The organism is Antiquaquibacter oligotrophicus, assembly GCF_020535405.1.
Classification (GTDB): domain Bacteria; phylum Actinomycetota; class Actinomycetes; order Actinomycetales; family Microbacteriaceae; genus Rhodoglobus; species Rhodoglobus oligotrophicus.
The window spans coordinates 1590635-1615730 of the sequence record NZ_CP085036.1; the positions used below are offsets into that span (position 1 = coordinate 1590635).

The window sequence follows — 25096 nt, forward strand, 5'->3', positions numbered from 1 at the left end:
GCGAGGGTGCACCATACTGGCTCTCAGAATGTGCCGCGCGCGAGGGGAGATCAGTTGAGTCTCACGATCACCGATACGTCATCGGCAGCCGACCCCGAGCGCGGGCGTTCGCACCGACGGCACCCCACGATCGCGGAGAAGGTACGCGCGCTCGGTGAGGTACGCATCGGTGCGCTTCTCCTCGTGATTGCCACGATTGTCGCGATCGTGTGGGCCAATCTCCCCGAGAGCAGTTACCACCACTTCTGGGAGACCCACCTCGTCATCGGTCTCGAGGATCTGCGTTTCGAGTTCACGCTGCACGCTCTCGTCAACGATGCCCTCATGGCGATCTTCTTCTTCTCCGTCGGGCTCGAGGTGCGACGTGAGTTCGCGATCGGCGAGCTCACCAAATGGTCGCGTGCGATCATCCCCGTGACGGCAGCGATCGCGGGCCTTGCGGTGCCCGCGATCATCTTTGTTCTCTTCAACCTCGACTCCGGCCAGGCGCACGCCTGGGGAATCGTCATCTCGACGGACACGGCGTTCCTCGTCGGGGCGCTCGCCCTCATCGGTCCGCGCGCGCCCGGTCGTTTGCGCCTCTTCCTTCTCACCCTCGCCGTGGTCGACGACATCGGCGCCCTCAGCATCATCGCCTTCGTCTACACGGAGAACTTCGCGCCACTCCCGCTCGTGGTCGGCGCTGTCGGTCTCGCCGGTATCTACCTCGTGCGCTACCTGCAGCGCGGCCGCGGCCCCATCTACGTGACGCTCGCAATCATCGTGTGGATGTCGTTCCTCGCTTCCGGTGTGCATCCCACCCTCGCGGGTGTCGCTATCGCGCTCCTCATCCCCGTCTACCGGCCAGACCGTCGCGACGTTGAGCAGGCCCTGGACCTTGCCCACATGTTCCGTCAGTCGCCCAACTCTGAGTACGCGCGACAGGCCGCCAACAGTCTGCGCGAGTCGATTTCGATCAATGAGCGACTGCAGTCGGCGTATGCGCCGTACATCGCGTTCGTCATCCTTCCGCTGTTCGCCCTCGCCAACGCGGGGGTGGAGATCTCGCCGGAGATCCTCGCGGCCGCGGCGATGTCCCCCATCACCTGGGGCATCGTCGCCGGTCTCGTGGCCGGAAAGTTCGTCGGTGTCTACGGGGCGTCGGCCGTCCTCAAGTACTTCAAGCTGGGGGACTTCGGGCCGGGTCTGACCCTCGGTCGCATCGCTGGCGGTGCAGCCCTGTGCGGTATCGGATTCACCATCTCCCTCTTCATCGTCGACCTCGCCATTGACGACCCCGCCGCACAGAACGAAGCGAGGGTGGGTGTGCTTGCCGCCTCGGTGATCGCCCTGATCCTCGCCACGATCGTCTTCCGGATCACCGACGGTCGCCGAAGCGACGAGGAGATCGGCGCCGTGCTCGCGCGGCCCATCGATCCGGCGAAGGATCACACCTACGGCCGACCGGATGCCCCGCTCACGCTCGTGGAGTACGGCGACTTCCAGTGCCCGTTCTGCTCGAAGGCCTCCGGTTCCATCGAGGAGCTCCGCGCGAACCTCGGAGACGATCTCCTCTACGTCTGGCGTCATGCGCCGCTCATCGAAAGCCACCCGAACGCGCTCGCCGCGGCCGAGGCCGCCGAGGCCGCGGGCCTTCAGGGTGCCTTCCCGCAGTTCTCACGGAGCCTCTTCTCCGACCAAGACCACCAGCTTCCGCGCGACATGATGCGCCGGGCGGAGGAACTCGGGCTCGATGTGGAGAAGTTCGCCAACGACCTGCGCTCCCCCGAGATCGCCAACCGCGTGCAGGACGACGTGCTCGATGCCGAAGCCATGGACATCACGTCGGTGCCCACGTTCTTCGTCAACGGCCGGCGTCACACCGGTCCGTGGGACGCCCCCACCCTCGCGCGAGCGCTCCGCGGCGAGAAGTAACGGCGGATCAGGCGTCGATAAGGGGCAATCGGAGGCTCGCCGAGAGTCCGCCGGTCGGACGGGCGTCGAGCGTGAGTGAGCCGCCGTGCCGCTGGGCGATTCCGTCGACTATCGCGAGACCGAGGCCGTGGCCCCGACCGGAGAGCCGGCTGTCCGCTCCGCGGTAGAACGGCTCGGTGAGGAGCGCGACGCTCTCCTCGTCGATCGTGGCACCCGAATTCTCCACGAGCAGCGTTCCCTCGGCGACCCGGACACGCACCCACCCTCCCGACACGTTGTGTCGAATGGCATTGTCGAGGAGGTTGCGCACCGCTCGGGCGATGAGTGTGGTGTCCCCGAGCACCGTCGTATCCGAGACGTCGACGTCCACGGTGAGGTCGCCGGTATCGTCCAGTTCCTCGAGTTCGGCGAGCACGACAGCACCGAGGCTGACAGGCTCGACGTCGTCCGAACCGTGCCGTGCGCGAGAGAGCGAGAGCAGGGCGGCAATAAGTCGCTCGCTGTGCTCGGTGGCACGGATGGCGCGGCGCACCGCCGGCTCGAGAGTTTCCGGCACATCGCCATGCTCGAGCGGAACTTCGAGCGCCGTGCGTGTAGTCGTCAGGGGTGTCCGCAGTTCGTGGGAGGCGTTGGCAACAAAACGATCGCGGGCAGCGAAAGCCAGTTGTAGGCGATCGAGCATCTCGTCGATGGTGTCACCGAGTTCCTTGATCTCGTCATGGGGACCGGGCAGCTGGAGCCTGCGATCGAGATCGTGCTCGGTGATGTCGCGCGTCGCGGAGGTGACCTCGCCGATGCGGTCGAGCGATCGTCGTGCGAGCCACGACGCGATCCAGGCGGCGATACCCGCGAAGACGATGAGACTCACGATGGAGGAGACGAGCAGGCCGCCGACGATCTCGTCGGACAGAAACTGGGACTGCTGGAGGACGGCACCGACGACGTCGGTCGTGCCGGCGTCGACGGGGGTCGTGGGGGACACGCCCGCGACTGAGGGGCTCGAGCATCCGGTGTCGTCTATCGAGATCTCGATGTCGAGCACATCCCCCGGCGGCACGGCGGCGCAGCTGACCATCGTCACACTGACCGCGGACGCGAACAACCCTTGCACGACGACGTACTGCACGGCGAGGAGCGCGGCTCCCGCCGCCACGAAGGTTGTCGTGATGATGATGGCCAGTCGTGTGCGGAAGGCCAACCGGCGTCTCACGATTCCCCCATTCGGTAGCCGTACCCTGGCGCGGACTGGATAACCCCGGGCGGGCCGAGCTTTCGTCGCAGGGTGTGGACGACGATCTTGACCACTCCCCGCGTGCGCTCGAGCGGCTCATCCCACACCGCGTCCAGTAACTCGTCGGCGCTCACCCACCCGCCGCCTGCGCTCAGAAGGATTTCGAGCACGCCGAACTCCTTGATTGTGAGCTGCACGGGATGCCCGTCGCGTTCGGCGATCCGGCGCGATCCATCGATGCGAACGCCGGAGTGCTCCAGCACAACAGCGGTCGAGGGCGAGCGTCGACCGAGCGCGCGGATACGCGCCAGGAGTTCGAGATACGCGAACGGCTTGGCGAGATAGTCGTCGGCGCCGAGGTCGAGCCCAGCGACACGATCATCGAGGGTGCCCGCGGCCGTGAGCATAAGAATGCGGGCCGGGTACTGCTGGGCCACGAGTGTTCGACACACGGCATCCCCGCTCAGCTGCGGGAGGTCGCGGTCGAGGACGATGACATCGACCTCGTTCTGGGCGGCGAGGGAAAGTGCGCGAGCACCGTCGGTGGCGACATCGACGAGGTAGCCCTCGCGTCGCAACCCGGTGGCCAACGAGTCGGCGAGTTCGGTTTCGTCCTCCACCAGCAGAAGTCTCATGGACCCATTGTCAGAAGCGGCGGTTAGGTCGCGGTTAGGCGCAGTCACACCGGCAGCAAACCAGCCGATTCGTAGAACTGTCTGAGTCGCGGACGTTCCGCGACGTGACGGAAGGAACTCCCATGAAGCTCACGATTCCCGCTATCGGTGTGGTCGCCATCACGGCGGGCCTGCTCGCCGGATGCACAACAGACCCGGGTGCGGTCTCCAGTCCCGACGCGGCAGGCAAGTTCGTTGCGTGCCTTACCGCGTCGGGCCAGACGGCGAAGATCTTCGAGGGAGGGCAGGTCGGCTTGCTCATGCCGGAGATGGGCTCGCAGGAGTCGGGGACCATTGAAGCTCCCGTTCCGTCGGGCGACGGTTCCGTCGCTCCCTCGGCCGCCGTGTTCATGGATGACGATGGAGCGTGGATGGCGGCGGATTCCGCTGACGCCTATCCCGAGGACGGCGGCATGCGAGCCGCGTGGGCCGACTGCGAGGCCCAGGTGCCGGACTTCGAGCAGGGGGCACCAGACCTCGGTGGTGAGGAGATGGAGATGGTGACCGGTGAGCAGATCATCCAGGCCGGTCTCGACTTCGCCGCGTGCGCGCGGGACGAGGGTTACGTCGACTTCGCCGATCCGGATGAGAACGGAATGGTGACCTTCCCGATCGGCATCACCGAAGACGAGTTCCGCACATTGCTCGAGGCGTGTGTGCCCGAGGACGGTTTTATGCCGGGCATTTCCCAGGAGTCCGTCGAGGCGTTCGACTTCGACTGGATGAGCGTGCTCGAGGAGTTCGGCAACGGCGGCATGATCACGATGGGCACGACGTCGGAGGTGAGCGAGTGAGACGCGGGCGGCTGGTCGCTGTGATTGGCGGTGCCGCGGTGATCGCGGTTGCCGCGACGGCCATCGTCTGGCAACCGTGGCGCACGGTGGCCGGTGATCCGGATGCCCCGACCGACGCCATCACGGCCGCGGTCGAGCGCACGACCCTCACGTCGAACCTCATCCTCAACGGCACCCTGAGCTACGGCACCGCCGTCGAGTTGCCCGGTCGTTCCGGCGTCGTCACGGCGCTGCCGCGCGCGGGTGACGAGATCGCTGTTGGGCACCGTGTGTACGAGGTCGATGGCCTTCCCGTCATCGCAGTGCGCGGCGACCGGCCGTTCTGGCGAACCTTGGCGCAGGGCATCCCCGACGGCGCCGATGTGCGACAGCTCGAAGAGTTCCTCGCCGCGGCAGGTTTCGGTGAGGACCTCACCGTTGACGAGGAGTTCACGAGGGTGACCGAGGAACGGGTCAAGGATTGGCAGGAGAGCATCGGGGTGGAAGAGACGGGTGTGATCGCATTTGGCGACCTCGTCGCTGTCGCGTCAGATTCGATCCGTATCGACAAGGTCACGGCAACACTCGGAGACTCGGCGGGCGTCAGCCCTTTGAGTTACTCCAGCACTCGCCTTCGTGTGGTGGCGAAACTCACCGACGCTCAGGCGCGGGAGCTCCAACCGGCAACCGCCGTGACGGTTACCCTGCCGGACGGCACGCAGCTCGCCGGCAGCATCAGTGCCATCGACCCCGGCGGTGCGCCGACGGGCGAGGAGGGTAAAACCACGTCCCCCAGTGCCGATGTCGATCTGGAGGACCCGACGGCTGCGGTCGGGATCGGCTTGCGCGCCGTGAAGGTAACACTCGCGGCATCCGAGGCGCCTGACGCGCTCGTCGTGCCGGTGACCGCGTTGCTCGCGACCGCCGACGACGGCTACGCAGTCGATGTGCTGCGCGACGGCGAGACGGTCCGCATTCCCGTTGAGCTCGGGCTTATCGCCGACACTCGTGTGCAGGTGCTGAGTGACGAACTCGTCGAGGGGGATCTCGTGGTGGTGGCATCGTGAGCGTTGTCGAACTCGTGGACGTGACGAAGGACTACCCGGGTTCGCCGCCGTTGCGTGTGCTCCACGGCGTGAGTCTGTCGATAGCGGCGGGCGAACTCGTAGCCGTGGTCGGTGCATCCGGGTCTGGCAAAACGACGATGCTCTCCATCATGGGCACCCTCGACGAGCCGACGTCGGGGAGTGTGCTCATCGATGGCACGGATGTCGCGAACCTCGGTGAGCGCGAGCGCGCCGCACTTCGAGCCCGGCGTATCGGCTTCGTGTTCCAGCAGTTCTTTCTGCTCCCGTCGCTCGGAGCCGTCGACAACGTGGCGCTCGGTCTCCTCTACTCGGGAACGCCCGCCCGCGAGCGCGGCGAGCGAGCCGTTGAAGCCCTGCACCGAGTGGGCCTCGGTCACCGGCTTGATCACCGGCCCGGCCAATTGTCGGGTGGGGAGCAACAGCGCGTCGCGATTGCGCGCGCCCTCGTTCGCGACCCTGCCGTGCTGTTCGCCGATGAGCCGACGGGCGCCCTCGACTCGGCCACGGGCGAGAGCATTCTCGAACTCCTCACGGGTGTCGCGGCGAGTGGTACCGCCGTCGCGATCATCACGCACGACTCCGGCATCGCTGCGCGAATGGAGCGTCAGGTTCGCATCCACGACGGTCATCTTGTGGAGGAAGCCGCATGAGCGCGGTGCGTTTGAGCTTCGCCGATCAGGTGCGCACCGCACTCATCGGTCCGCGAAGTCGTCCGCTGCGGACGGTTCTCTCCGCGCTCGGGGTGGCCGTCGGGATCGCCGCTCTCACCGCGATCAGCGGCATCGCCGCAACGAACCGTGCGCAATTGCTCGCGGAGCTGGATGGTCTCGGTGCCAATCTGCTCGTCGTCTCACCGGGGTACGGGCCCGACAACCAGCTCGTTCCCCTCCCCGAGACCGCGCCGGGAATGCTCGAGCGACTGGATGACGTCGAGGAGGTGGGCGTGCTCGGCAAGCTCCCCGATGATGTGCACGTGTACCGCACCGACCTCGTACCGCCCGGCCAAACGAACGGCCTCACCGTGTACTCGGCGGACCCCGGCCTGTTGTCGGCGATCGAGGGCTCGATTGCGGCGGGTGAGTGGTTTGACGAGGCGACGCGCGGTCTGCCCGTCACGGTCCTCGGCTCCGGGGCCGCATCGCGGCTGGGGGTCTCGGAGGTCGGCGTGCGCGTGTGGATCGGAGGCGCGTGGTACTCGGTTGTGGGCATCCTGGATTCCGCGGGCCTTGCCGAGCAGATCGATTCTGCCGCCTTTCTCGGCGATCGGTGGGCGAACGAGCATGTGGTGCCAGCGGACGAGACGGACCGCATCGACTCCCTCTACGTTCGATCGGCTCCGGATGCCGCGTCCTCCGTTCGGGATGTCGCAGGCCGCGCGGCGAACCCCCTCTCGCCCTACGTTCAGGTCTCGAAGCTCTCGGATCTCGCGGGAGCGCGGGAGGCGACGAGCGACTCGCTCTCCGGCCTCGCCGTGGGGCTCGCCGCCATCGCGCTCTTCGTCGGCGGCATCGGTATCGCCAACACCATGGTCGTCGCGGTGCTCGAGCGCCGCGGTGAGATCGGGTTGCGACGAGCGCTCGGCGCCCGGTCTGGTCAGATCGCCGCACAGTTCGTCGGGGAGGCGATCACGATCGCAGGAATCGGAGGAGTCGCGGGTGCCGCGGCGGGAGCGGCAGTCGTTGCCGTCCCGGCTCTCCTCGGTGGTCATTCTCCGGTCATCCCCGTTGAGGTGGTCGTGGGTGGGCCCGTCATCGCGCTTCTCGTCGGCATCGTCGCAGGACTGTATCCCGCGGTGAGCGCATCCCGGCTCTCGCCAACGATCGCCTTGCGAGCGGCATGAGGCGAAGGCGGCCGGCACTCACCCGGCCGCCTTCCGTTGGCGTTACCTACTCGGATTCGAGCACGGCCATGGCGGCGTTGTGACCGCCGATGGCGCTGACGGCACCACCGCGCCGGGCGCCGGAGCCGCAGAGAAGAATGCGCGGATGCTCGGTGGCAACACCCCAGCGCTGTGCGGGTGTTTCGAGCACCGCGTCGTCTTCGGCGAAGGGCCACGACAGGGGGCCGTGGAAGATGTTGCCGCCGGGCATAGCGAGTGCACGTTCGAGGTCGAGCGTGGTTTTCGTTTCGATCGTGGGCGACCCGTTCTCATCGGTGAGCAGGAGGTCCTCGATGGGTTCGGCGAGCACGAAGTCGAGCGACGCGAGCACGCGGCGCTGGAGCAGGGCGCGCTGGTCGTCGTTCGTTGCATCCGTCACCAGGCGGTGGGGAGTGTGCAGGCCGAACACGGTGAGTGTCTGCGCCCCCGACGCCTGAAGGTCGGGCGAGAGGATGCTCGGGTCGGTGAGCGAGTGGCAGTAGATCTCGCACGGCAACACATCGGGCACACCTCCGGCGTCGGCCTGACGGTACGCCTCGTCCAACTGGCTCCACGTCTCGTTGATGTGGAAGGTACCACCGAATGCTGCGGCGGGGTCGATGGCGGGGTCGAGCAGTCGCGGTAAGCGCCGCACGAGGAGGTTGACCTTGACCTGCGCGCCTTCGGGCTTCGCGGTTGGGGTGATGCCGAGCAGGCGATCGAGTACCGCCGGTGCGGTATTGGCGAGTACCCACGAACCGTGGAGGGATCGCTCCTCGTCGGCGTGACGGAACCGCACCTCTCCGTCGGGTGTGATGCTCGTGACCTCGGCTCCCGTGATGAACTCGGCTCCAGCGAGGCGAGCGGCGCGAGCGAGTTCGCCGGTGACGGCTCCCATGCCGCCCACCGGTACGTCCCAGTCGCCAGTGCCGCCGCCGATGACGTGGTACAGGAAACACCGATTCGCGGCGAGCGATTCGTCGAGGTTGGGGGCAAACGTGCCGATGAGGGCATCCGTCATGGCGACACCCCGCACGAGGTTGCTCGTGAACCGAGCCTCAACGGCTTCACCGACAGGGTTGTCGATGAGCCACGACCACAGTGCATCGTCACCGAGTGCCCGTTTCGCCTCGCGGCGGGTGAGGAGGGGTTCGGTCACGGTGGGGAAGAGCGCTCGTGCGGCGCGCGAGGTGTCGGAATAGAACTCGCGCCACGCAGCGGCATCGGGGCCGAGCGCCGCGGCATCCGCGTCTTCCGTATCGACGAGCAGACCGGATCCGGGGTTGTGCGGGTCCGGTGTGTAGCTCGAGTAGCGGCGTCGCGCGAGCCGGATGCTGAGGCCGAGGTCATCGATGATGCGCCGGGGCAACAACGACACGAGGTAGGAGTAGCGCGAGAGCCGCGCATCGATGCCCGCGAACGCATCCGCGGAGATGGCGGCACCGCCGAGCACGTCGAGGCGCTCCAGAACGGTGACGCGCTTGCCGGCGAGGGCGAGGTACGCGGCCGCCGCAAGGCCGTTATGTCCGCCACCGACGATAACGACGTCGCGACGATCGTCAGTCTTCGCTGAGGTCACTGTCGTCGTCGCTACAGACGGGTGGATTGATCGTGTCGAGCACCCGCTGCGAGACGGAGAGCAGGAGCGCGCGCTCGTCTTCGGTCACCTGATCGAAGAAGTACTGACGGATGGCCTCGGCGTGGTCGCGCATGGCGGCGAGTACGGCGCGCCTGCCGTCGGGGGTGAGTTCGATCCACACTCCGCGGGCATCGTCGTCGCATTCGGCGCGCGAGACGAGCCCGCGCTGTTCCATGCGCTTGAGCTGATGGGAGACGCGGCTCTTTTCCCACCCGATGATGTCGCCGATCCGCCCCGCACGCAGTCGTCTCTCGGGTTGTTCGTGCAGTGAGACGAGGATGGCGAAGTCGGCGGACGAGATCCCCGCGTCGGCCTGGAGCCTGCGCTCGAGGGTGAGGTCGAGCTGCCGTCGCATGACGGTGAACGCTCGCCAGACGTCAAGCTCTGAGGAGTCCAGCGCCGTCGTCATCCTGACATTCTATCGTAGTTGACACGTCATCTATCTAGAGTTATGGTGACGTGTCAACTACACGAAGGGACGGCAATGTCTGAGCTCAAGATCGGTATCATCCTCGGCAGCACGCGACCGGGGCGGCGCGGAGAGCAGGTGGCGAACTGGGTTCTCGAACAGGCCAGCAAGCGCGACGACGTGACCTACGAGCTCATCGACATCGCGGACTTCAACCTTCCGCACCTTGACGAAGAGGTTCCGGCATCCCAGGGTCTCTATGCGAACGGGCACACCAAGGCCTGGGCGAACACGATCGCCTCGTATGACGGCTTCGTCATGGTGACCCCCGAGTACAACCACTCGACGTCGGGCGCGCTCAAAAACGCCATCGACTTCATCTACGCCGAGTGGAACAACAAGGCCGTTGGATTCGTCAGCTACGGCGCGGCGGCCAGCGGTGCGCGCGCGGTCGAGCACCTCCGTCTGATCGCCGGTGAACTCCAGCTCGCCGACGTTCGCCAGCAGGTTGGCATCTCGCTCCTCACCGACTTCGAGGCCTACACGACCATGAAGGCCATCCCGCACCACGAGGCGCCCCTCGCCACCATGCTCGACCAGCTCGAGGCGTGGTCCGGTGCATTGCGCGAGGTTCGTGTCGGATCGGCGGCCATCGCGGCGTAGCCGGTCGCACAAAACACGCGAAAGACCGCCGTAGGGCGCGCAAGAGCTGCGCCATACGGCGGTCTTTGTCGCAGGTTGCGCGATTAAGCTCTCCCCATGTCGACCGAGCTGACCCCGAAGTCCGAGTCGCCCGCCCTGACCGAGGAGTCCGTCGCCACGGTCCGCCGCTGGCTCGAAGAGTCGAAGCGCGCGCCGAAGGATGCCCGCGCCGAACGCCTCGCGCACCTCCTGCGCGACCCACTCGGCCTCGATTTCGCCCTCGGATTTGTGGACACGGTCGTCCGACCGGAGGATCTCGGTGTCGCCGCCCGTAACCTCCGCCGGCTGAGCCGCGCGGTACCGTCCTTCCTTCCGTGGTATTTGCGATCGGCGGTGGTGCTTGGCGGCACGTTCGCCCCGCTCCTGCCGTGGATCGTTGTGCCCATCGCGCGGCGGGCACTACGCGGAATGGTCGCCCACCTCGTCATCGACGCGACACCTCAGCGCCTCGACAAATCGCTCGCGGCCCTGCGCTCCGATGGAGTACAGCTCAACCTCAATCTTCTCGGCGAGGCCGTGCTCGGAGACGCTGAGGCGGCGCGGCGCCTCGAGGGCACCCGCACACTCTTGGAGCGATCCGACGTCGACTACGTCTCGATCAAGGTCTCCTCGATCGCCGCGCAACTGAGTCCCTGGGCATTCGAGGAGACGGTCGATCGTGTCGTCGATCTCCTCACACCGCTCTATGAACTCGCTGCACGCGGGGCGACCAGCGGCCGCAAACCGACCTTCATCAATCTGGACATGGAGGAGTATCGCGATCTGGCGCTCACGATCGCCGTGTTCCGTCGCATCCTCGATCAACCGCAGCTGAAGCACCTCGAAGCGGGAATCGTGCTCCAGGCCTACCTGCCCGACGCACTCGGTGCCCTCGACGAGCTCACCGAGTGGGCACAGGCTCGCCGGGCCGCGGGCGGCGCCGGAATCAAGGTGCGCATCGTCAAGGGCGCCAACCTCGCCATGGAGCGTGTCGACGCGCGGATGCACGGCTGGCCGCTCGCGACCTGGAGCTCGAAGGCCGAGAGCGACGCGAGTTTCAAACGCGTGATCGATCGCGGGCTGAATCCCGAACGCACGGATGCCGTGCGCCTGGGAATAGCGAGCCACAACCTCTTCGATGTCGCGTGGTCGTGGCACCTGTCTCGACTGCGCGGGGTCGCTGACCGTGTCGAGTTCGAGATGCTCCTCGGAATGGCCAGCGGCCAGTCGGAGGCGGTGCGCCGCGATGTCGGAGGACTGCGCCTCTACACACCGCTCGTGCATCCCGCCGAATTCGACTCCGCCATCAGCTACCTCGTGCGGCGTCTCGAGGAGAACTCCTCCCCCGAGAACATCATGTCCGGCCTCTTCGAGCTCGCGACCGACAGCACGGTCTTCGAGCGAGAGGAACGCCGGTTCCGGGAGTCGCTCGCGCTCATGCCGACGCTCGACCTGTCACCGCGTCGAACGCAGGACCGGGCATCCGTGCTCGAGATCGCCGCCGACGTCGGATTCGACAACGAAGCCGACACCGATCCGTCCCTCGCGGCGAACCGCGACTGGGGTCGCCGCGTGCTCGAGCGCAGTGCGGACTCACGGTTGGGCGCCGGCTCCATCGCCTCCGCGCTCGTGACGGATGCCGAGACCCTCGACCAGCGCATCGCTCTGGCAGCTCACCGGGGCGCGGAGTGGGGCTCCACCCCGGGCGCCGAGCGCGCCCGCCTGCTGCACGACGCGGGCGACGTGCTCGCGGCGTTCCGCGGCCGGCTCGTCGAGGTGATGGCCAGCGAGGCGGGCAAAACGATCGCCGAGGCCGACGTCGAGGTGAGCGAGGCCGTCGATTTCGCCCACTACTACGCGGAACGCGCCGCCGAACTGGACGCGATCGATGAGGCGGTTTTTGTGCCATCCCGCGTGACGGTCGTGACCCCGCCGTGGAACTTCCCGGTCGCTATCCCCGCGGGTTCTGTGCTCGCGGCGCTCGCCGCCGGTTCCGCCGTCATCATCAAGCCGGCCCCCCAGGCCAAACGCAGCGGCGCGGTCATGGTCGAGGCGCTGTGGGAGGCGGGTGTGCCACGCGACCTCGTCACCCTCGTGGACATCGAGGAGGGTGACCTCGGTCGTCGGCTCGTCACCCACCCCGACGTGGATCGTGTCATTCTCACCGGTGGCTGGGAAACGGCGGAGTTGTTCCGCTCCTGGCGACCCGACCTCGACCTTCACGCGGAGACGAGCGGCAAAAACGCGATCATCGTCACCCCGAGTGCCGACCTCGATCTCGCCGCAGCCGACGTCGTGCGCAGTGCATTCGGTCACGCCGGCCAGAAGTGTTCGGCGGCGTCGCTCGTGATCCTCGTGGGGTCCGTCGGTCGGAGCGAGCGCTTCCGCCGCCAACTCGTCGACAGCGTGCGCACTCTCCGGGTCGGCTACCCGCAGGACGCGACATCGATCATGGGGCCGCTCATCGAGCCACCGCGCGGCAAACTCCTGCGCGGTCTCACCGAACTGGGCGACGGCGAGGAGTGGCTCGTCGAACCTCAGCGACTCGACGAGACGGGGCGGCTCTGGTCGCCGGGAGTGCGCACGGGAGTGCGACCCGGCAGCGAGTTCCACCGCACGGAGTACTTCGGTCCCATCCTCGGCGTCATGACCGCCCGCGACCTCGACGAGGCGATCGCGCTGCAGAACGGAACAGAGTACGGGCTCACTGCGGGCATCCATTCCCTCGACCCCGCCGAGGTTGCCCAGTGGATCGACGGTGTCGAGGCCGGCAATCTCTACGTCAATCGCGGAATCACGGGAGCGATCGTGCAGCGCCAGCCGTTTGGTGGGTGGAAAAGATCCACCGTCGGTACCGGCACCAAAGCGGGAGGCCCGAACTACGTGCTCACGCTCGGTGAGTGGTCTCCGGTTGAACGGGAGCCCGTCAACAACATCAAGCTCGACGGTGTGTCTGCGCCCGTCGCGACCGTGATCTCGCTCGGTCAGGCGGGCCTCGACTTTCCCGAGTTCGATCGTGTCCGCCGAGCAGCCCGCAGCGACGAGCGCGCGTGGCAGGCGGAATTCGGTGTCTCGAAGGATGCCGCTTCCCTCGACGTTGAACGGAACCTCCTGCGCTACCGGCCGGTGCCGATCACCCTCCGCCTCTCGGAGGGTGCCCCGCTCGGCCACCTCGTGCGGCTCATCGCGGCGGGCACCCGGGCGGGATCACCCATGACGATCAGCAGCGCCCTGCCGTTGCCATCCGCGCTCGTTCAGGCGTTCTCGGCGTTTGTGCCTCCCGCGATCGTCGACGATGTCGTGATCGAATCGGATGCCGCGTGGCTCGCGCACGCGTCACAGCTCTCCGGTCGCGTTCGGCTCGTCGGCGGAGATCCGGCCGCGCTCGCGGCGGCGGTTGGCGGCTCGCCGGACGTGGCGATCTACTCGGGCCCGGTCACGACCGCCGGTCGCATCGAGCTGTTGCCGTTCCTCCGCGAACAGTCGGTCACGATCACCGGTCACCGGTTCGGCAACCCCGACCGGGGCATGCTCTCGCTCGAGGTGTGACCCTAGCCGAGGGCTGACCGCACGTACTCGAGGGCACGGTCGGCGGGGACTCCCAGGGTTGCGGCACGCGCGGCATACTCGGTCGCGGCGACCTGGAGGAGGGCATCCGCGTCACCTGATTTGGCTTTCACCACGGTGCCGTTGCGACCGCGCGTTTCGAGGAAGCCATCTGCCTCGAGTTCGCGGTAGGCGCGGGCAACGGTATTGGGGGCGACCCCGAGGCCACTCGCGAGCTGGCGTACGGCGGGCAGTTTGGTTCCGGCGATGAGTTCGCCGGACGAGACCCGTTCGACGATCTGTGCCTTGAGCTGCTCGAAGGGCGCGTGCTCACCTTTCGGGTCGATGGTGAACTCGATGGGGCTGGAGGTGGGCGGTCTGCGCCAGGATTCGGTCATCAGTCCTGCTGTCGGTGGATGAGGCGCGAGAGCACGATCGCGCTGCGGGTGTGATCGACGTTGGGCGCGTTACGTACGCGCTCGAGCGCGAGTTCGAGTGAGGCGATGTCGCGAGAGCGCATGTGCACGATGGCGTCGGCGGATCCGGTGACGGTCCCTGCGTCCACGACCTCGGGGACGGCCACGAGTATGCGCTTGAGCTCGTCGGGCGCCACGGTGCCCCGGCAGAACAACTCCACGTAGGCTTCGGTCGCCATCCCGTCGACGGCCGGGTCCACCTGGATCGTGAAGGCGCGGATGACGCCGTCGGCGACGAGGCGGTCGACCCTGCGTTTGACGGCGGATGCCGACAACCCCACGACACTGCCGATGTCGGCGTACCCCGCACGCGCGTTCTGGCGGAGCAGGTCGATGATGCCGTGATCGAGGTTGTCCATGCGGGCATCCTACGCTCAAATCATGCGTTGCGCACCGTCTACGCGCAGGTTTTATGCGCCACAAGCTCTGACATTGCGGATAGGTGCGTGAAACACTGGGGCCATGACGATGACCGACACCGCCACGAGCGTGACAGAGCGCACCCCCACCCGCAAGGCCGTGCTGATGTGCCGCCCCGAGTATTTCACGGTCAGCTACCGCATCAACCCCTGGATGCACCCCGAGGACCCCACGAGCACCGCGACCGCCGTCGCGCAGTGGGAGACCCTCTACCGCACGTACCTCGACCTCGGCTTCGACGTGCGCCTCATCGACCCCATCCCCGGCCTCCCCGACATGGTCTACGCCGCCAACGGCGGATTTGTTCTCGACGGCATCGCGTACGGCGCGAGCTTCACCTACCCGGAGCGTCAGCCCGAGGGGCCCGCCTACATGAGCTGGTTCCAGGCGAACGGCTTCGACGTGCGCGAGCCGCTCGAGGTCAACGAGGGCGAGGGCGACTTCCTTCTCGTCGGCGACGTCATTCTCGCCGGCACCGGCTTCCGCAGTGCGAGCCACAGCCACGATGAACTCGCGCGCATCATGGGGCGCGAGGTCATCTCCCTGAACCTCATCAACCCGAGCTTCTACCACCTCGACACCGCCATCGCGGTACTCGACGACGGTCGTGGCAGCGCTCCGGCGAACATCGCGTACCTGCCGAGCGCCTTCGACGAGGCGTCGTTGCAGATCCTCCGCGAGCGGTACCCGGACGCCATTATCGTCACCGAGGAGGACGCCGCGGTCCTGGGGCTCAACTCCTTCAGCGACGGCTACAACGTCGTCATCGCCTCCCGCGCGAAAGACTTCGAACGTCAACTGCGCGAACGCGGCTACAACCCGATCGGTGTCGACCTCTCCGAGCTCCTCCTCGGCGGCGGCGGCGTCAAGTGCTGCACCCTGGAGCTCCGCTCATGATCACCGAGGTCAAGTCCCATGTAGCGCACAACTACCACCCGCTTCCGGTCGAGATCGCGTCGGGTGACGGCGCGTGGGTGACGGATGTCTCGGGTCGTCGTTACCTCGATTGCCTCGCGGCCTACTCCGCGGTGAACTTTGGGCACGGGCATCCGGCGCTCATCGCCGCAGCCAAGGACCAGCTCGACCGCATCACCCTCACGAGCCGCGCCTTCGGCAGCGATCGGCTCGAGCCGTTTGCGCGGGCCCTTGCCGAGCTCGCGGGCAAAGACATGGTGCTTCCGATGAACACGGGCGCTGAGGCGGTCGAGTCGGCCATCAAGATCGCCCGAGCGTGGGGCTACCGCGTGAAGGGTGTCGAGGCGGACCGCGCGACGATCATCGTGATGGATGGCAACTTCCATGGACGCACCACGACGATCGTGAGCTTCTCCACCGATGAGCAGGCGCGTGCCGACTTCGGTCCGTTCACCCCGGGTTTTGTGGTCGTCCCCTACGGAGACGCCGAAGCACTCGAGGCGGCGATCGACGAGAACACCGTCGCCGTGCTGCTCGAACCGATCCAGGGCGAGGCCGGCATCATCGTGCCGCCCAAGGGCTACCTGCGTGCCGTGCGCGAGATCACAACACGCGAGAACGTGCTCATGATCGCCGACGAGATCCAGTCAGGTCTCGGACGCACCGGCCGGACTTTCGCGAGTGACCTGTCGTGTGTCGAGCCCGACCTGTACCTCCTCGGCAAGGCACTCGGCGGCGGCATCGTGCCCGTGAGCGCCGTTGTCGGCGATACGGCGGTGCTGGGTGTTCTGCAGCCGGGCGAACACGGCTCCACCTTCGGCGGCAACCCGCTCGCCGCCGCTGTGGGCCTAGCGGTTGTTGAACTGCTCGCGACGGGAGACATGCAGCACCGCGCCACCGTTCTCGGGGAGAGACTGCACGCGGGACTTCGCGGTCTCATCGGCCACGGGGTGACCGCCGTCCGCGGTGTCGGACTGTGGGCGGGTGTTGACATCGACCCCGAGCTCGCGACCGGCCGCGAGGTGTGCGAACTGCTCATGGATCGGGGTGTGCTCGTCAAGGACACCCACGGTTCGACCATCCGTTTCGCTCCACCCATCGTTGTCACCGAGGACGAGATCGATTGGGCCGTCGCCCAGCTCGCCGCCGAACTGGAGGAACTCGCCTCCCGCTGACCGCGTGCATCCATCGCCGCATGCACACCCCCAGACCGACACGCCGTACCTGACACCTCTCGGTGCGGCGTGTCGCATGTCCCGTGTGCAGCCGCCGACGGAGCGCCGCGCTACCGCAGGTCGAGCCGCATGAGTACGCGCGGGAACCCGTTCAACACCGACTTCGTCTCCGCCGCTTGGGTGAACCCCGCCTTCTCGAAGAGTGACTTCGTGCCGACGTAAGCCATCGTGAGGTCGATCTTCGCGCCCTGGTTGTCGAGCGGGTAGCCCTCGACCGCGGGCGCTCCTTCAGCGCGTGCGAAGTCGACGGCTCCCGCGAGGAGGGCGTGCGAGATGCCCGCACCGCGGTGGCCGGGACGCACGCGGATGCACCAGACCGACCACACGTCCGCGTCGTCGACGTGGGGGATCTTGCGGTTGGTGGCAAAGGACGTGTCGGACCGCGGATGCACGGCAGCCCACCCCACCACGACGTCGCCGTCGTACGCCAGCACGCCGGGAGGGCCCTGCTTCATGAGCTCCGCCACTTTCTCGCCGCGAGCGGGGCCGCTCAGTGCGAGGTTCTCCTTCGACGGGATGCGGTAACTCAGGCACCAGCACACGTTCGAGGTGGGCTTCTTCGGCCCGACCATGGTCGCGACATCCGCGAACTCGGTCGCCGGTCGCACCTCGATCGCCATCTCGCTACCCGAGCCCTGTCGGCTCTTGGTGATCGTCGTCCGCAGTGACGGCTCCGGAAACCGGTTTGCGGGACAGGGTCACGGCCCCCGCCTCGGGGTTGTGCGAGGTCGCGGCCGCGACGGCGGGGCGGTCATCGGCCTTTGTGTAGGCGTGCCGCAGGTGCACGGGCTCGATCGGGGCGCCCTGCTTTTTCTCGATGCGGCGCTTGTAGGCCAGGTTGAGGGCTTCGACGACGATCGCGAACGCCATCGGCACGTAAATGAGTGCCTTGTCGATCTTCACACCGAAGCCGTCGGCGATGAGGAAGACGCCGATGAGCACGAGGAAGGCGAGTGCGAGCATCTTCACACTCGGGTGCTTGTTGACGAAGGCGAAGATGAACTTCGCCGAGAACAGCATCACCCCGAACGACAGCACCACGGCGACGATGATGACGAGCAGGCTGTCGATCATGCCAACCGCGGTGATGACCGAGTCGAACGAGAACACGATGTCGATGAGGATGATCTGGATGATGACGCCCACAAACGTCACCGACTTCGGTTTGCCCTCACCGTGGTGGGATGCCGCGCCCTCGAGCTTTTCGTGGATCTCGTGCACCGCCTTGTAGATGAGGAACCCACCTCCCGCGATGAGCACGAGGTCACGCCCGGAGAAGCCGAGATCGCCGATCGTGAAGAGGTCGTCTTTGAGGCTGATGAGCCACGACGCTGCGAACAGCAGGCCGATACGCATGAACATCGCGAGGGTGAGGCCGAGGTTGCGGGCCTTCGCCTGCTGCTCGACGGGCAGTTTGCTCGCGAGGATCGAGATGAAGATGACGTTGTCGACCCCCAGCACGATCTCGAGCACGAGAAGTGTGAGGAAGGCGACAATGAGATCCGGGGTCAGGTCGACGGCGAAGTCCATGGCCACAGGCTACAAGTTAGGGTCGGTGCATGATCCTCCCTCCCGCAACCCACACCCCCCTCCGCGGCGGCGCGGTGCAGCGGTGGGGCATCCTCGCGCCCGGCGGCATCGCGGATGCCTGGGCCGAAGCACTCCACGCCCACACCGACCAGCGGGTGGTCGCCGTCGCCTCGAGGTCACAGGAGCGGGCCCAGGCCTTCGCCGATCGGCACGGAATCCCGCGGGCCTTCGGTACTTACGAGCAGCTCGTCGCCGACCCCGAGGTGGACGTCGTCTACATCGCCCCGCCCCACACCGAGCACCTACGGCTCGCGCTCCTCGCGATTGCCGCGGGCAAACACGTGCTCGTCGAGAAGCCCATCGGTATTAGCGCTGCCGAGGCACGTGAACTGGCCGCGGCGGCTCGTGCGGCCGGTGTGTTCGCGATGGAGGCCATGTGGTCGCGGTTCCTCCCCCAGACGACGGTTGTGGATGCGCTCGTACGTGATGGCGTGCTGGGCGACGTGCTCACGGTCACGGCCGACTTCGGGGCCGTGTTCGACACCGACCCGAACGGCCGGGCCTACAACCCTGCGCTCGGTGGTGGGGCGCTCCTCGATGTTGGTGTGTACCCGGCGTGGTTCGCGCACTTCGTGCTCGGCGCCCCGACGCGTGTGACGGCGAGCGGTTCGCTCACGAGCACGGGCGTCGATGCTCAGGCGGCCGTCATCCTGGACTACAACTCGCATGCCCAGGCGGTGCTCACGACGAGCATGCTCGTGGCGACCCCGCTGGCCGCGACGATCAGCGGGACCGCGGCGCGAGTCGACTACCCGCACGAGTTCATGGGGCCGAGCTCTTTCCGGGTGCTCGTCGAGGAGAGGGTGGTCGCCGAGTTCGCCGACCCGAACGGGTTCCGCTGGCGGGACGGTCTCTGTTACCAGGCGGTCGCCGTCGCCCAGCACATCGCCGATGGGCTCACCGAGTCGCCGCTTCATTCGCTCGACGACACGATCGCCGTGCTCGACGTGCTCGACGCGGCCCGCGCCCAGATCGGCTGATCGTGTCTCCTGAGGTAAGCCATTCCGCCCCTTTCGACCATCCCTCAGGGGCCGATCGGCTTACCTCTGTGCTGGATGCTGCGGATCCGTTGGCGGAGTACCGGGAGCGTTTCGTCGAGAGTGACGGGCTCGTCGCCTACCTCGACGGTAATTCGCTCGGGCGACCGCTCGTCGCGTCCGTGGAGCGGCTCGGTACGTTTGCGCGCGAGGAGTGGGGTGGTCGCCTCATCCGTGGCTGGGACGAGGGCTGGATGCACCTGCCCACCACACTCGGCGACGAACTCGGTCGTGTGGCGCTCGCCGCCGCACCGGGGCAGACCGCGATCGCGGACTCGACGACCGTTGTGCTCTACAAACTGCTCCGCGCCGCGACGGATGCCCGTCCCGGTCGCACCGAGATCGTCATCGATCGCGACAACTTCCCCACCGACCGCTACCTCGTGGAGGGTGTCGCGCGCGAGCGGGGACTCACGGTGCGCTGGGTGGACACCCCGCACGACGGTGGTGTGACACCCGACCTCGTGGCGGAGGCCGTCGGGCCGGACACGGCGGTCGCCCTCTTCAGCTCCGTCGCCTACCGTTCGGCGTGGCTCGCCGATATCCCTGCGATCACCGAGGTCATTCACGACGCTGGCGCCCTCGTCATCTGGGATCTGTGTCACTCCGCCGGGGTCGTTCCGACGCCCCTCGACGAGTGGGGGGTGGACCTTGCGGTGGGCTGCGGTTACAAGTATCTGAACGGCGGGCCGGGAGCCCCGGCGTTCTTGTACGTGCGTTCCGAGTTGCAGTCGGAGCTGACCCAGCCGATCCAGGGCTGGATGGGCTCCAGCGCACCGTTCGAGATGGGGCAGGGGTATGAGGCTGCGGCGGGCATCCGGGGCTTCCTCAGCGGCACCCCGTCGATTGTTGCCATGCAGCCGATGCGCGACATGATCGCGCTCATCGACGAGGTGGGTATCGAGGCGGTGCGAGCGAAGTCGGTCGCGCTCACGGAGTTTGCGATCGAGCTTGTCGACGAGGTGATTCCGGATGCCACGCTCGCGAGCCCGCGCGAGGCGACGCGTCGCGGCGGCCACATCACGATCGACCACCCCCGCTTCGCGCAGATCATGCCGCATCTGTGGGGGTCGGGGGTCATCCCCGACTTCCGCAGGCCCGACGGTATTCGTCTCGGTCTTTCGCCGCTCTCGACGAGTTTTGCGGAGATCGAGGCCGGGGTGCGCGCGATCGCTGCGGAGCTCGGTTAGCGAGCGAGCTGCGGGTACAGCGCGCTGATGGGGGCGGCGAGCCCCTGCTTGACGCTCACCGACACGTCATCCGCTAGAACTTCGTACTCCAGAGCCTCGAGGCCCGCATAGGCGGCGCGCACGACGTCGGCGGGGTCGTTCTTGGGGGAGGTGACATCCGTCACCATCGGGGTGTCCGTGTAGCCGAGGTGGAAGCCCATGACATGGGTTCCGGCAGGCGCGAGTTCGAGGCGCAGGGAGTTGGTCGCCGACCACAGCGCGGCCTTGGATGCGCTGTAGGCACCGGCGACGCCGAGCCAGCTGAGCACGGAGTGCACGTCGACGAGCGCGCCGCCGCCATTGCGTGCGAGCACGGGCGCAAACGCCTGGGCGACGTTGATCGCGCCGAACACGTTGGTCTCGAACATGGCCCGGATGCCCGAGGTTCCGCCCGTCGCGATGGGCACGGTGCCGCCGACGCCCGCATTGTTGATGACGATCGTGGTGTCGCTCGCTTGCTCGGCGGCAGCCGCGACGGATGCCTCGTCGGTGACGTCGAGGGCGAGGGACACCACGCGTTCGTCGTCCCACGAACGCGGAGTCCGCGCGGTGGCGTAGACCTTGGCCGCGCCGAGATCGAGTGCCTGCTGCACAAATTCGGCGCCGAGGCCGCCGTTCGCTCCTGTGACGAGTACTACCGCGTTGTCGATCATGACGTCTCCTAGCTGAGTTGGAAACAACAACCTAGCACCCTAAGTAGGCAAGTCCAACTCAGGTAGGATGCCTGACATGGATGCCGCGGAGTTCAACGCTCACTGCTCGATAGCGAGAAGCCTCGAGGTTGTCGGCGAGAAGTGGACGCTCCTGATCCTCCGCGAGGCGTTTCGAGGAAGGACCCGGTTCAGCGAGTTTCGCGAAGCGCTCGGTGTGGCCAGAGACATCCTCTCCGCACGTCTCGCGGTGCTCGTCGAGCACGGGGTCCTCAGTAAGCGCGCGTACCGCGACGAGAACGCGCGCGAGCGAGAGGAGTACGTGCTCACCGATGCCGGGCGCGATCTCCGCCCCGTACTCGCGGCGCTGACCGAATGGGGTGACGCGCACCGGGGGCTGCCGCAGGGTCCCACCGCGCGGTTCATCGAGACGGCGACAGGGCAGCCCGTGCGGCTCGCGTTCGTCGCGGAAGACGGTCGTGAGGTCGCGGTCGCAGAGGTGACGAGCGAGTTCACCGCGGCGGCCACGATCTAGCTCGCACGGCGTAGCGTTGGGCACATGACCGTGCTGACCGAGGACCTCCTGCTGGGCATCCGCGAACGTGCCGCAGACTACGACCGCGACAACACTTTTCCGTTCGAAGACCTGGACGCGTTGAGGGCGGCCGGATACCTCGCCCCGCGCAGTCTCCTCGAGACGGCACGCGACCAGCGGATGCTCGCCGCCTACGCACCGGCGACGGCGCTCGCCGTGAACATGCACCTCGTGTGGGTCGGTGTGGCCCGCGTGCTGAAGGACCGCGGTGACTCGTCGTTGCAGTGGGTGCTGGATGACGCGGCCGCCGGCGAACTCTTCGCGTTCGGCAACAGCGAGCCCGGCAACGATCTCGTGCTGTGGGACTCGCTCACCACGGTCGACACCGTCGAGGGTGGTTACGCCTTCACAGGCACCAAGATCTTCACGTCACTATCCCCCGCGTGGACGAGGCTCGGCGTGTTCGGCAAGCACGGCGACACCCTCATTCACGGGTTCATCACTCGCGACACCCCGGGTTGGCGCGCGCTCGACGATTGGGACACGCTCGGCATGCGCGCGACCCAAAGCCACACGACGGTGCTCGAGGGCGCCGTCGTTCCCGAGGAGAGGGTCGCGCGCATCCTGCCGGTCGGACCAAACGCCGACCCTTTCGTTTTCGGTATCTTCGCGAACTTCCTGCTCCTCATCGGGAGTGTCTACGCGGGCATCGCCGATCGCGCCCTCGAGCTCGGGGTGGAGGCAGTGAAGAGGCGCACGAGTCTCAAGACGGGCGAAACCTACGACCGTGACCCCGACTTCCGCTGGCGCCTCGCCGACGCGGCCCTCGCGCTCGACGCACTCGCGCCGCAGCTCGAGACCCTGGCAGCGGATGTCGACACCCTCGCCGACCACGGCTCGCGCTGGTTCCGGCTCCTCACGGGCGCCAAACACCGGTCGACCGAGACGGCACGCTACGTCGTCGATCAGGCAATGCGTTCCGCGGGCGGCGGCGGGTATCGCTCCTCCTCGGAACTTGCGCGCCTCCAGCGTGACGTGCTCGCGGGCATTTACCACCCGAGTGACACCGAGTCGGTGCACTCGACGGTCGCGACGAACCTGCTCGGCTAGTCGGCTCTGGTGGCGCCGTCCCGCATCCAGTAGCGTGACCCCTCGTGAGTGAACCCGGGTTGCGCCGCAGGGCGCGACCTCGCCTGCGCCCCGCGCAATGGACCGTTGGCGGGTTTGCAGCAGGCATCCTCATCGGCACCCTGCTGCTCCTGCTTCCCGTCGCCCGCACCGGTGAAGGCGGGGCGTCGCCGATCGAGGCCTTCTTCACCGCCGTCTCCGCCATCTGCGTAACCGGGCACGTCATCGTCGACACGCCAACGTTTTGGACACCCTTCGGCCACGTCGTCATTCTCCTGCCCATTCAGCTCGGAGGTATCGGTGTCATGACGTTCGCCTCGATCGTCGGCGTGACGATCATGCGACGGCTCTCCCTCACCTCGCGGCTCAACGCGGCCGCGGAATCGCGCGCCCTCGACATCGCCGACGTGCGATCGCTCATCGTCGGTGTTCTTCGCCTCTCGCTCATCATCGAGGGCGCCGTCGCCCTCGTACTCTCCCTCTGGTTCTGGCTTCACTACGGTCGTGACCCGCTCGAGTCGGCGTGGCTCGGGGTCTTCCACGCCGTCTCGTCGTTCAACAACGCGGGCTTCGCACTCTTCAGCGACAACTTCATGAGTTATGTGGCCGACCCTGTCGTCTCACTCGCGTTGTGTGCGTCGATCATCCTCGGTGGGCTCGGTTTTCCGGTCCTCATGCAATTGCGCAAGTTCTGGGGCAAACCCCTGCGCTGGAACATGAACACCCGCATCGTGATCCTCATGACGCCGATCCTCCTCATCGGCGGCGCTATCTACATCACCGCGATCGAGTGGAACAACCCCGATACCCTCGGCGCCCTCGACTGGCCGGCGCGCATCCTTGCTGGCTTCTTCCAGTCGGTGCAGACCCGCACCGCGGGATTCAACTCGATAGCTATCGGTGATGCGGATGACTCGACCCTTTTCGGAATGACCGCCCTCATGTTCATCGGCGGAGGCCCAGCCGGAACCGCTGGCGGCATCAAGGTGACGACATTCGCCGTGCTGCTCTTCATCCTCGTGGCCGAGATCCGGGGTGACGGCGTGGTCAACGTGCTCGGTAAGCGGCTCTCCCGCGCGGTGCACCGCCAGGCCATCGCCGTGGTGTTGCTTTCGACGGCGGTGGTCACGGCGAGCACGGTCGTCATCATGCTCCTCTCCGACCTGCCCCTCAGCCCGGTGCTCTTCGAGACGGTCTCCGCCTTCGGCACGGTCGGGCTCTCCACTGGCATCACCGCGTCACTCCCAGTGCCCGCGCAGCTCGTGTTGTGTCTGCTTATGGTGTTGGGCCGACTCGGACCGATCACGTTCGCCGCCGCCCTCGCCCTCCGCGAGCGCGAGGTGCTGTACCAACTCCCCAAGGAAAGGCCGATCATTGGCTAGGTCACACTCTCAGTCGGACGCGGGACGCGTCGCCCGCGCGGATTCCGTAGCCGTCATCGGGCTCGGGCGCTTTGGTCAGGCTCTCGCGCTCGAGCTCATGGACAGCGGAACCGAAGTGCTCGGAATCGACTTCCGCGAGGAGATCGTGCAAGAGCTCAACGGCCAGCTCACCCACGTCGTACAGGCGGACTCGACGAAGGAGGCCGCGCTGCGCCAACTGGCCGTTCCGGAGTTCGACCGCGTGGTGGTCGCCATCGGGCACGACGTCGAGGCGAGCATCCTCACCACGTCGATCCTTCTCGGCTTCAACATCGAGCACCTCTGGGTGAAGGCGGTGAGCGAGCAGCACGGCCGCATCCTCGAGCAACTCGGGGTCAAACACGTAGTGTTCCCCGAGGGCGACATGGGCAGGCGCGTTGCGCATCTGGTCCGCGGCTCGATGCAGGACTACCTGGAGATCGGGGACGACTTCTCCCTCATCAAGATGGCTCCCCCGCCGAGCACCATCGGCAAAAACCTCACGGAGGCAGGGGTGCGCACCAAGTTCGGCGTCACCGTTGTCGCGGTTCGCAGCGTCGGGGGCCGGTGGACGTACGCGACCGCCGAGACCGTCATCGCCGAGGGCGACACCCTGCTTGTTGCCGGCAGTACGGCTAAGGCCGAAGCGTTCAGCCAGCTCCGCTGAG

24 protein-coding genes are annotated in these 25096 nt (G+C 67.0%); 15 read left to right on the plus strand and 9 right to left on the minus strand.

Features of this window, described 5'->3' with window-relative positions; all coding sequences use genetic code 11:
- The first annotated feature begins 54 nt into the window (after window positions 1-54).
- The gene (gene nhaA / locus LH407_RS07945; RefSeq protein ID WP_322134526.1) at window positions 55-1914 is read left to right on the plus strand and encodes a Na+/H+ antiporter NhaA; all 1860 of its coding nucleotides are present in this window, start codon (window positions 55-57) and stop codon (window positions 1912-1914) included.
- 7 nt (window positions 1915-1921) lie between these two features.
- On the opposite strand, the gene LH407_RS07950 is transcribed toward nhaA, so the two are convergent.
- Together LH407_RS07950 and LH407_RS07955 are read right to left on the minus strand one after the other, a co-directional pair.
- On the minus strand, window positions 1922-3124 hold the full coding sequence (locus LH407_RS07950; RefSeq protein ID WP_322134525.1) for a sensor histidine kinase: 1203 nt from the start codon (window positions 3122-3124) through the stop codon (window positions 1922-1924).
- The gene (locus LH407_RS07955; protein ID WP_322134524.1) at window positions 3121-3780 is read right to left on the minus strand and encodes a response regulator transcription factor; all 660 of its coding nucleotides are present in this window, start codon (window positions 3778-3780) and stop codon (window positions 3121-3123) included. The genes LH407_RS07950 and LH407_RS07955 overlap by 4 nt, the downstream gene beginning before the upstream one ends.
- 122 nt (window positions 3781-3902) lie before the next feature.
- Here LH407_RS07955 and LH407_RS07960 point away from each other — a divergent pair, with 122 nt between their 5' ends.
- The 4 genes from LH407_RS07960 to LH407_RS07975 are packed head-to-tail and all read left to right on the plus strand — an operon-like array spanning window position 3903 to window position 7520.
- Entirely contained in the window at window positions 3903-4613 is a 711-nt protein-coding gene (locus LH407_RS07960; protein ID WP_322134523.1) for a hypothetical protein, read from the plus strand.
- The gene (locus LH407_RS07965) at window positions 4610-5659 is read left to right on the plus strand and encodes a peptidoglycan-binding protein (protein ID WP_322134522.1); all 1050 of its coding nucleotides are present in this window, start codon (window positions 4610-4612) and stop codon (window positions 5657-5659) included. Before LH407_RS07960 ends, LH407_RS07965 begins: the two co-directional genes overlap by 4 nt.
- Window positions 5656-6330, plus strand: coding sequence for an ABC transporter ATP-binding protein (locus LH407_RS07970; protein WP_322134521.1), 675 nt, complete (start codon window positions 5656-5658; stop codon window positions 6328-6330). The genes LH407_RS07965 and LH407_RS07970 overlap by 4 nt, the downstream gene beginning before the upstream one ends.
- The gene (locus LH407_RS07975; RefSeq protein WP_322134520.1) at window positions 6327-7520 is read left to right on the plus strand and encodes an ABC transporter permease; all 1194 of its coding nucleotides are present in this window, start codon (window positions 6327-6329) and stop codon (window positions 7518-7520) included. Before LH407_RS07970 ends, LH407_RS07975 begins: the two co-directional genes overlap by 4 nt.
- A 46-nt stretch (window positions 7521-7566) precedes the next feature.
- Here the strand turns inward: LH407_RS07975 and LH407_RS07980 are convergent, their stop codons facing one another.
- The gene (locus tag LH407_RS07980; RefSeq protein ID WP_322134519.1) at window positions 7567-9117 is read right to left on the minus strand and encodes a phytoene desaturase family protein; all 1551 of its coding nucleotides are present in this window, start codon (window positions 9115-9117) and stop codon (window positions 7567-7569) included.
- Window positions 9098-9586: a MarR family winged helix-turn-helix transcriptional regulator gene (locus tag LH407_RS07985; RefSeq protein ID WP_322134518.1), complete on the minus strand. Its 489-nt coding sequence runs from the start codon at window positions 9584-9586 to the stop codon at window positions 9098-9100. Before LH407_RS07985 ends, LH407_RS07980 begins: the two co-directional genes overlap by 20 nt.
- A 75-nt stretch (window positions 9587-9661) precedes the next feature.
- On the opposite strand from LH407_RS07985, the gene LH407_RS07990 reads away from it, so the two are divergent.
- On the plus strand, window positions 9662-10249 hold the full coding sequence (locus LH407_RS07990) for an NADPH-dependent FMN reductase (protein WP_322134517.1): 588 nt from the start codon (window positions 9662-9664) through the stop codon (window positions 10247-10249).
- Window positions 10250-10345: 96 nt separating this feature from the next.
- Complete coding sequence (locus LH407_RS07995; protein ID WP_322134516.1) at window positions 10346-13816, plus strand: proline dehydrogenase family protein; 3471 nt, start codon at window positions 10346-10348, stop codon at window positions 13814-13816.
- 2 nt (window positions 13817-13818) lie between these two features.
- Here the strand turns inward: LH407_RS07995 and LH407_RS08000 are convergent, their stop codons facing one another.
- A complete protein-coding gene (locus tag LH407_RS08000; protein WP_322134515.1) occupies window positions 13819-14211 on the minus strand; it encodes a GntR family transcriptional regulator in 393 nt (130 codons plus the stop codon).
- On the minus strand, window positions 14211-14648 hold the full coding sequence (locus LH407_RS08005) for an Lrp/AsnC family transcriptional regulator (protein WP_322134514.1): 438 nt from the start codon (window positions 14646-14648) through the stop codon (window positions 14211-14213). Before LH407_RS08005 ends, LH407_RS08000 begins: the two co-directional genes overlap by 1 nt.
- 103 nt (window positions 14649-14751) lie before the next feature.
- Between LH407_RS08005 and ddaH the strand changes: the two genes are divergently transcribed.
- Entirely contained in the window at window positions 14752-15606 is an 855-nt protein-coding gene (gene ddaH, locus LH407_RS08010; RefSeq protein ID WP_322134513.1) for a dimethylargininase, read from the plus strand.
- Window positions 15603-16799, plus strand: coding sequence for an ornithine--oxo-acid transaminase (gene rocD / locus LH407_RS08015; RefSeq protein ID WP_322134512.1), 1197 nt, complete (start codon window positions 15603-15605; stop codon window positions 16797-16799). Before ddaH ends, rocD begins: the two co-directional genes overlap by 4 nt.
- 110 nt (window positions 16800-16909) lie before the next feature.
- Here rocD and LH407_RS08020 read toward each other — a convergent pair whose 3' ends face one another.
- Window positions 16910-17479 carry a GNAT family N-acetyltransferase gene (locus tag LH407_RS08020; RefSeq protein WP_322134511.1) on the minus strand — a complete coding sequence of 190 codons (570 nt, stop codon included), beginning with the start codon at window positions 17477-17479 and terminating at the stop codon, window positions 16910-16912.
- A gap of 4 nt (window positions 17480-17483) precedes the next feature.
- Window positions 17484-18389 carry a TerC family protein gene (locus tag LH407_RS08025; protein WP_322134510.1) on the minus strand — a complete coding sequence of 302 codons (906 nt, stop codon included), beginning with the start codon at window positions 18387-18389 and terminating at the stop codon, window positions 17484-17486.
- Between the two features lie 29 nt (window positions 18390-18418).
- Between LH407_RS08025 and LH407_RS08030 the strand changes: the two genes are divergently transcribed.
- Together LH407_RS08030 and LH407_RS08035 are read left to right on the plus strand one after the other, a co-directional pair.
- A complete protein-coding gene (locus LH407_RS08030; RefSeq protein ID WP_322134509.1) occupies window positions 18419-19429 on the plus strand; it encodes a Gfo/Idh/MocA family protein in 1011 nt (336 codons plus the stop codon).
- 68 nt (window positions 19430-19497) lie between these two features.
- Window positions 19498-20676: a kynureninase gene (locus tag LH407_RS08035; protein WP_322134508.1), complete on the plus strand. Its 1179-nt coding sequence runs from the start codon at window positions 19498-19500 to the stop codon at window positions 20674-20676.
- Here the strand turns inward: LH407_RS08035 and LH407_RS08040 are convergent.
- Window positions 20673-21368 carry an SDR family oxidoreductase gene (locus tag LH407_RS08040; RefSeq protein WP_322134507.1) on the minus strand — a complete coding sequence of 232 codons (696 nt, stop codon included), beginning with the start codon at window positions 21366-21368 and terminating at the stop codon, window positions 20673-20675. The genes LH407_RS08035 and LH407_RS08040 overlap by 4 nt on opposite strands.
- 76 nt (window positions 21369-21444) lie before the next feature.
- Here LH407_RS08040 and LH407_RS08045 point away from each other — a divergent pair, with 76 nt between their 5' ends.
- From LH407_RS08045 to LH407_RS08060, 4 genes are read left to right on the plus strand one after another with little or no spacing between them, the layout of a single operon-like run.
- Window positions 21445-21900 carry a winged helix-turn-helix transcriptional regulator gene (locus LH407_RS08045; protein WP_322134506.1) on the plus strand — a complete coding sequence of 152 codons (456 nt, stop codon included), beginning with the start codon at window positions 21445-21447 and terminating at the stop codon, window positions 21898-21900.
- Between the two features lie 24 nt (window positions 21901-21924).
- Window positions 21925-23010, plus strand: a complete 1086-nt coding sequence (locus LH407_RS08050; RefSeq protein ID WP_322134505.1) for an acyl-CoA dehydrogenase family protein — start codon at window positions 21925-21927, stop codon at window positions 23008-23010.
- A 44-nt stretch (window positions 23011-23054) separates the two neighbouring features.
- A complete protein-coding gene (locus tag LH407_RS08055) occupies window positions 23055-24410 on the plus strand; it encodes a TrkH family potassium uptake protein (RefSeq protein WP_322134504.1) in 1356 nt (451 codons plus the stop codon).
- On the plus strand, window positions 24403-25095 hold the full coding sequence (locus LH407_RS08060) for a potassium channel family protein (protein WP_322134503.1): 693 nt from the start codon (window positions 24403-24405) through the stop codon (window positions 25093-25095). Before LH407_RS08055 ends, LH407_RS08060 begins: the two co-directional genes overlap by 8 nt.
- Window position 25096 lies beyond the last annotated feature (1 nt).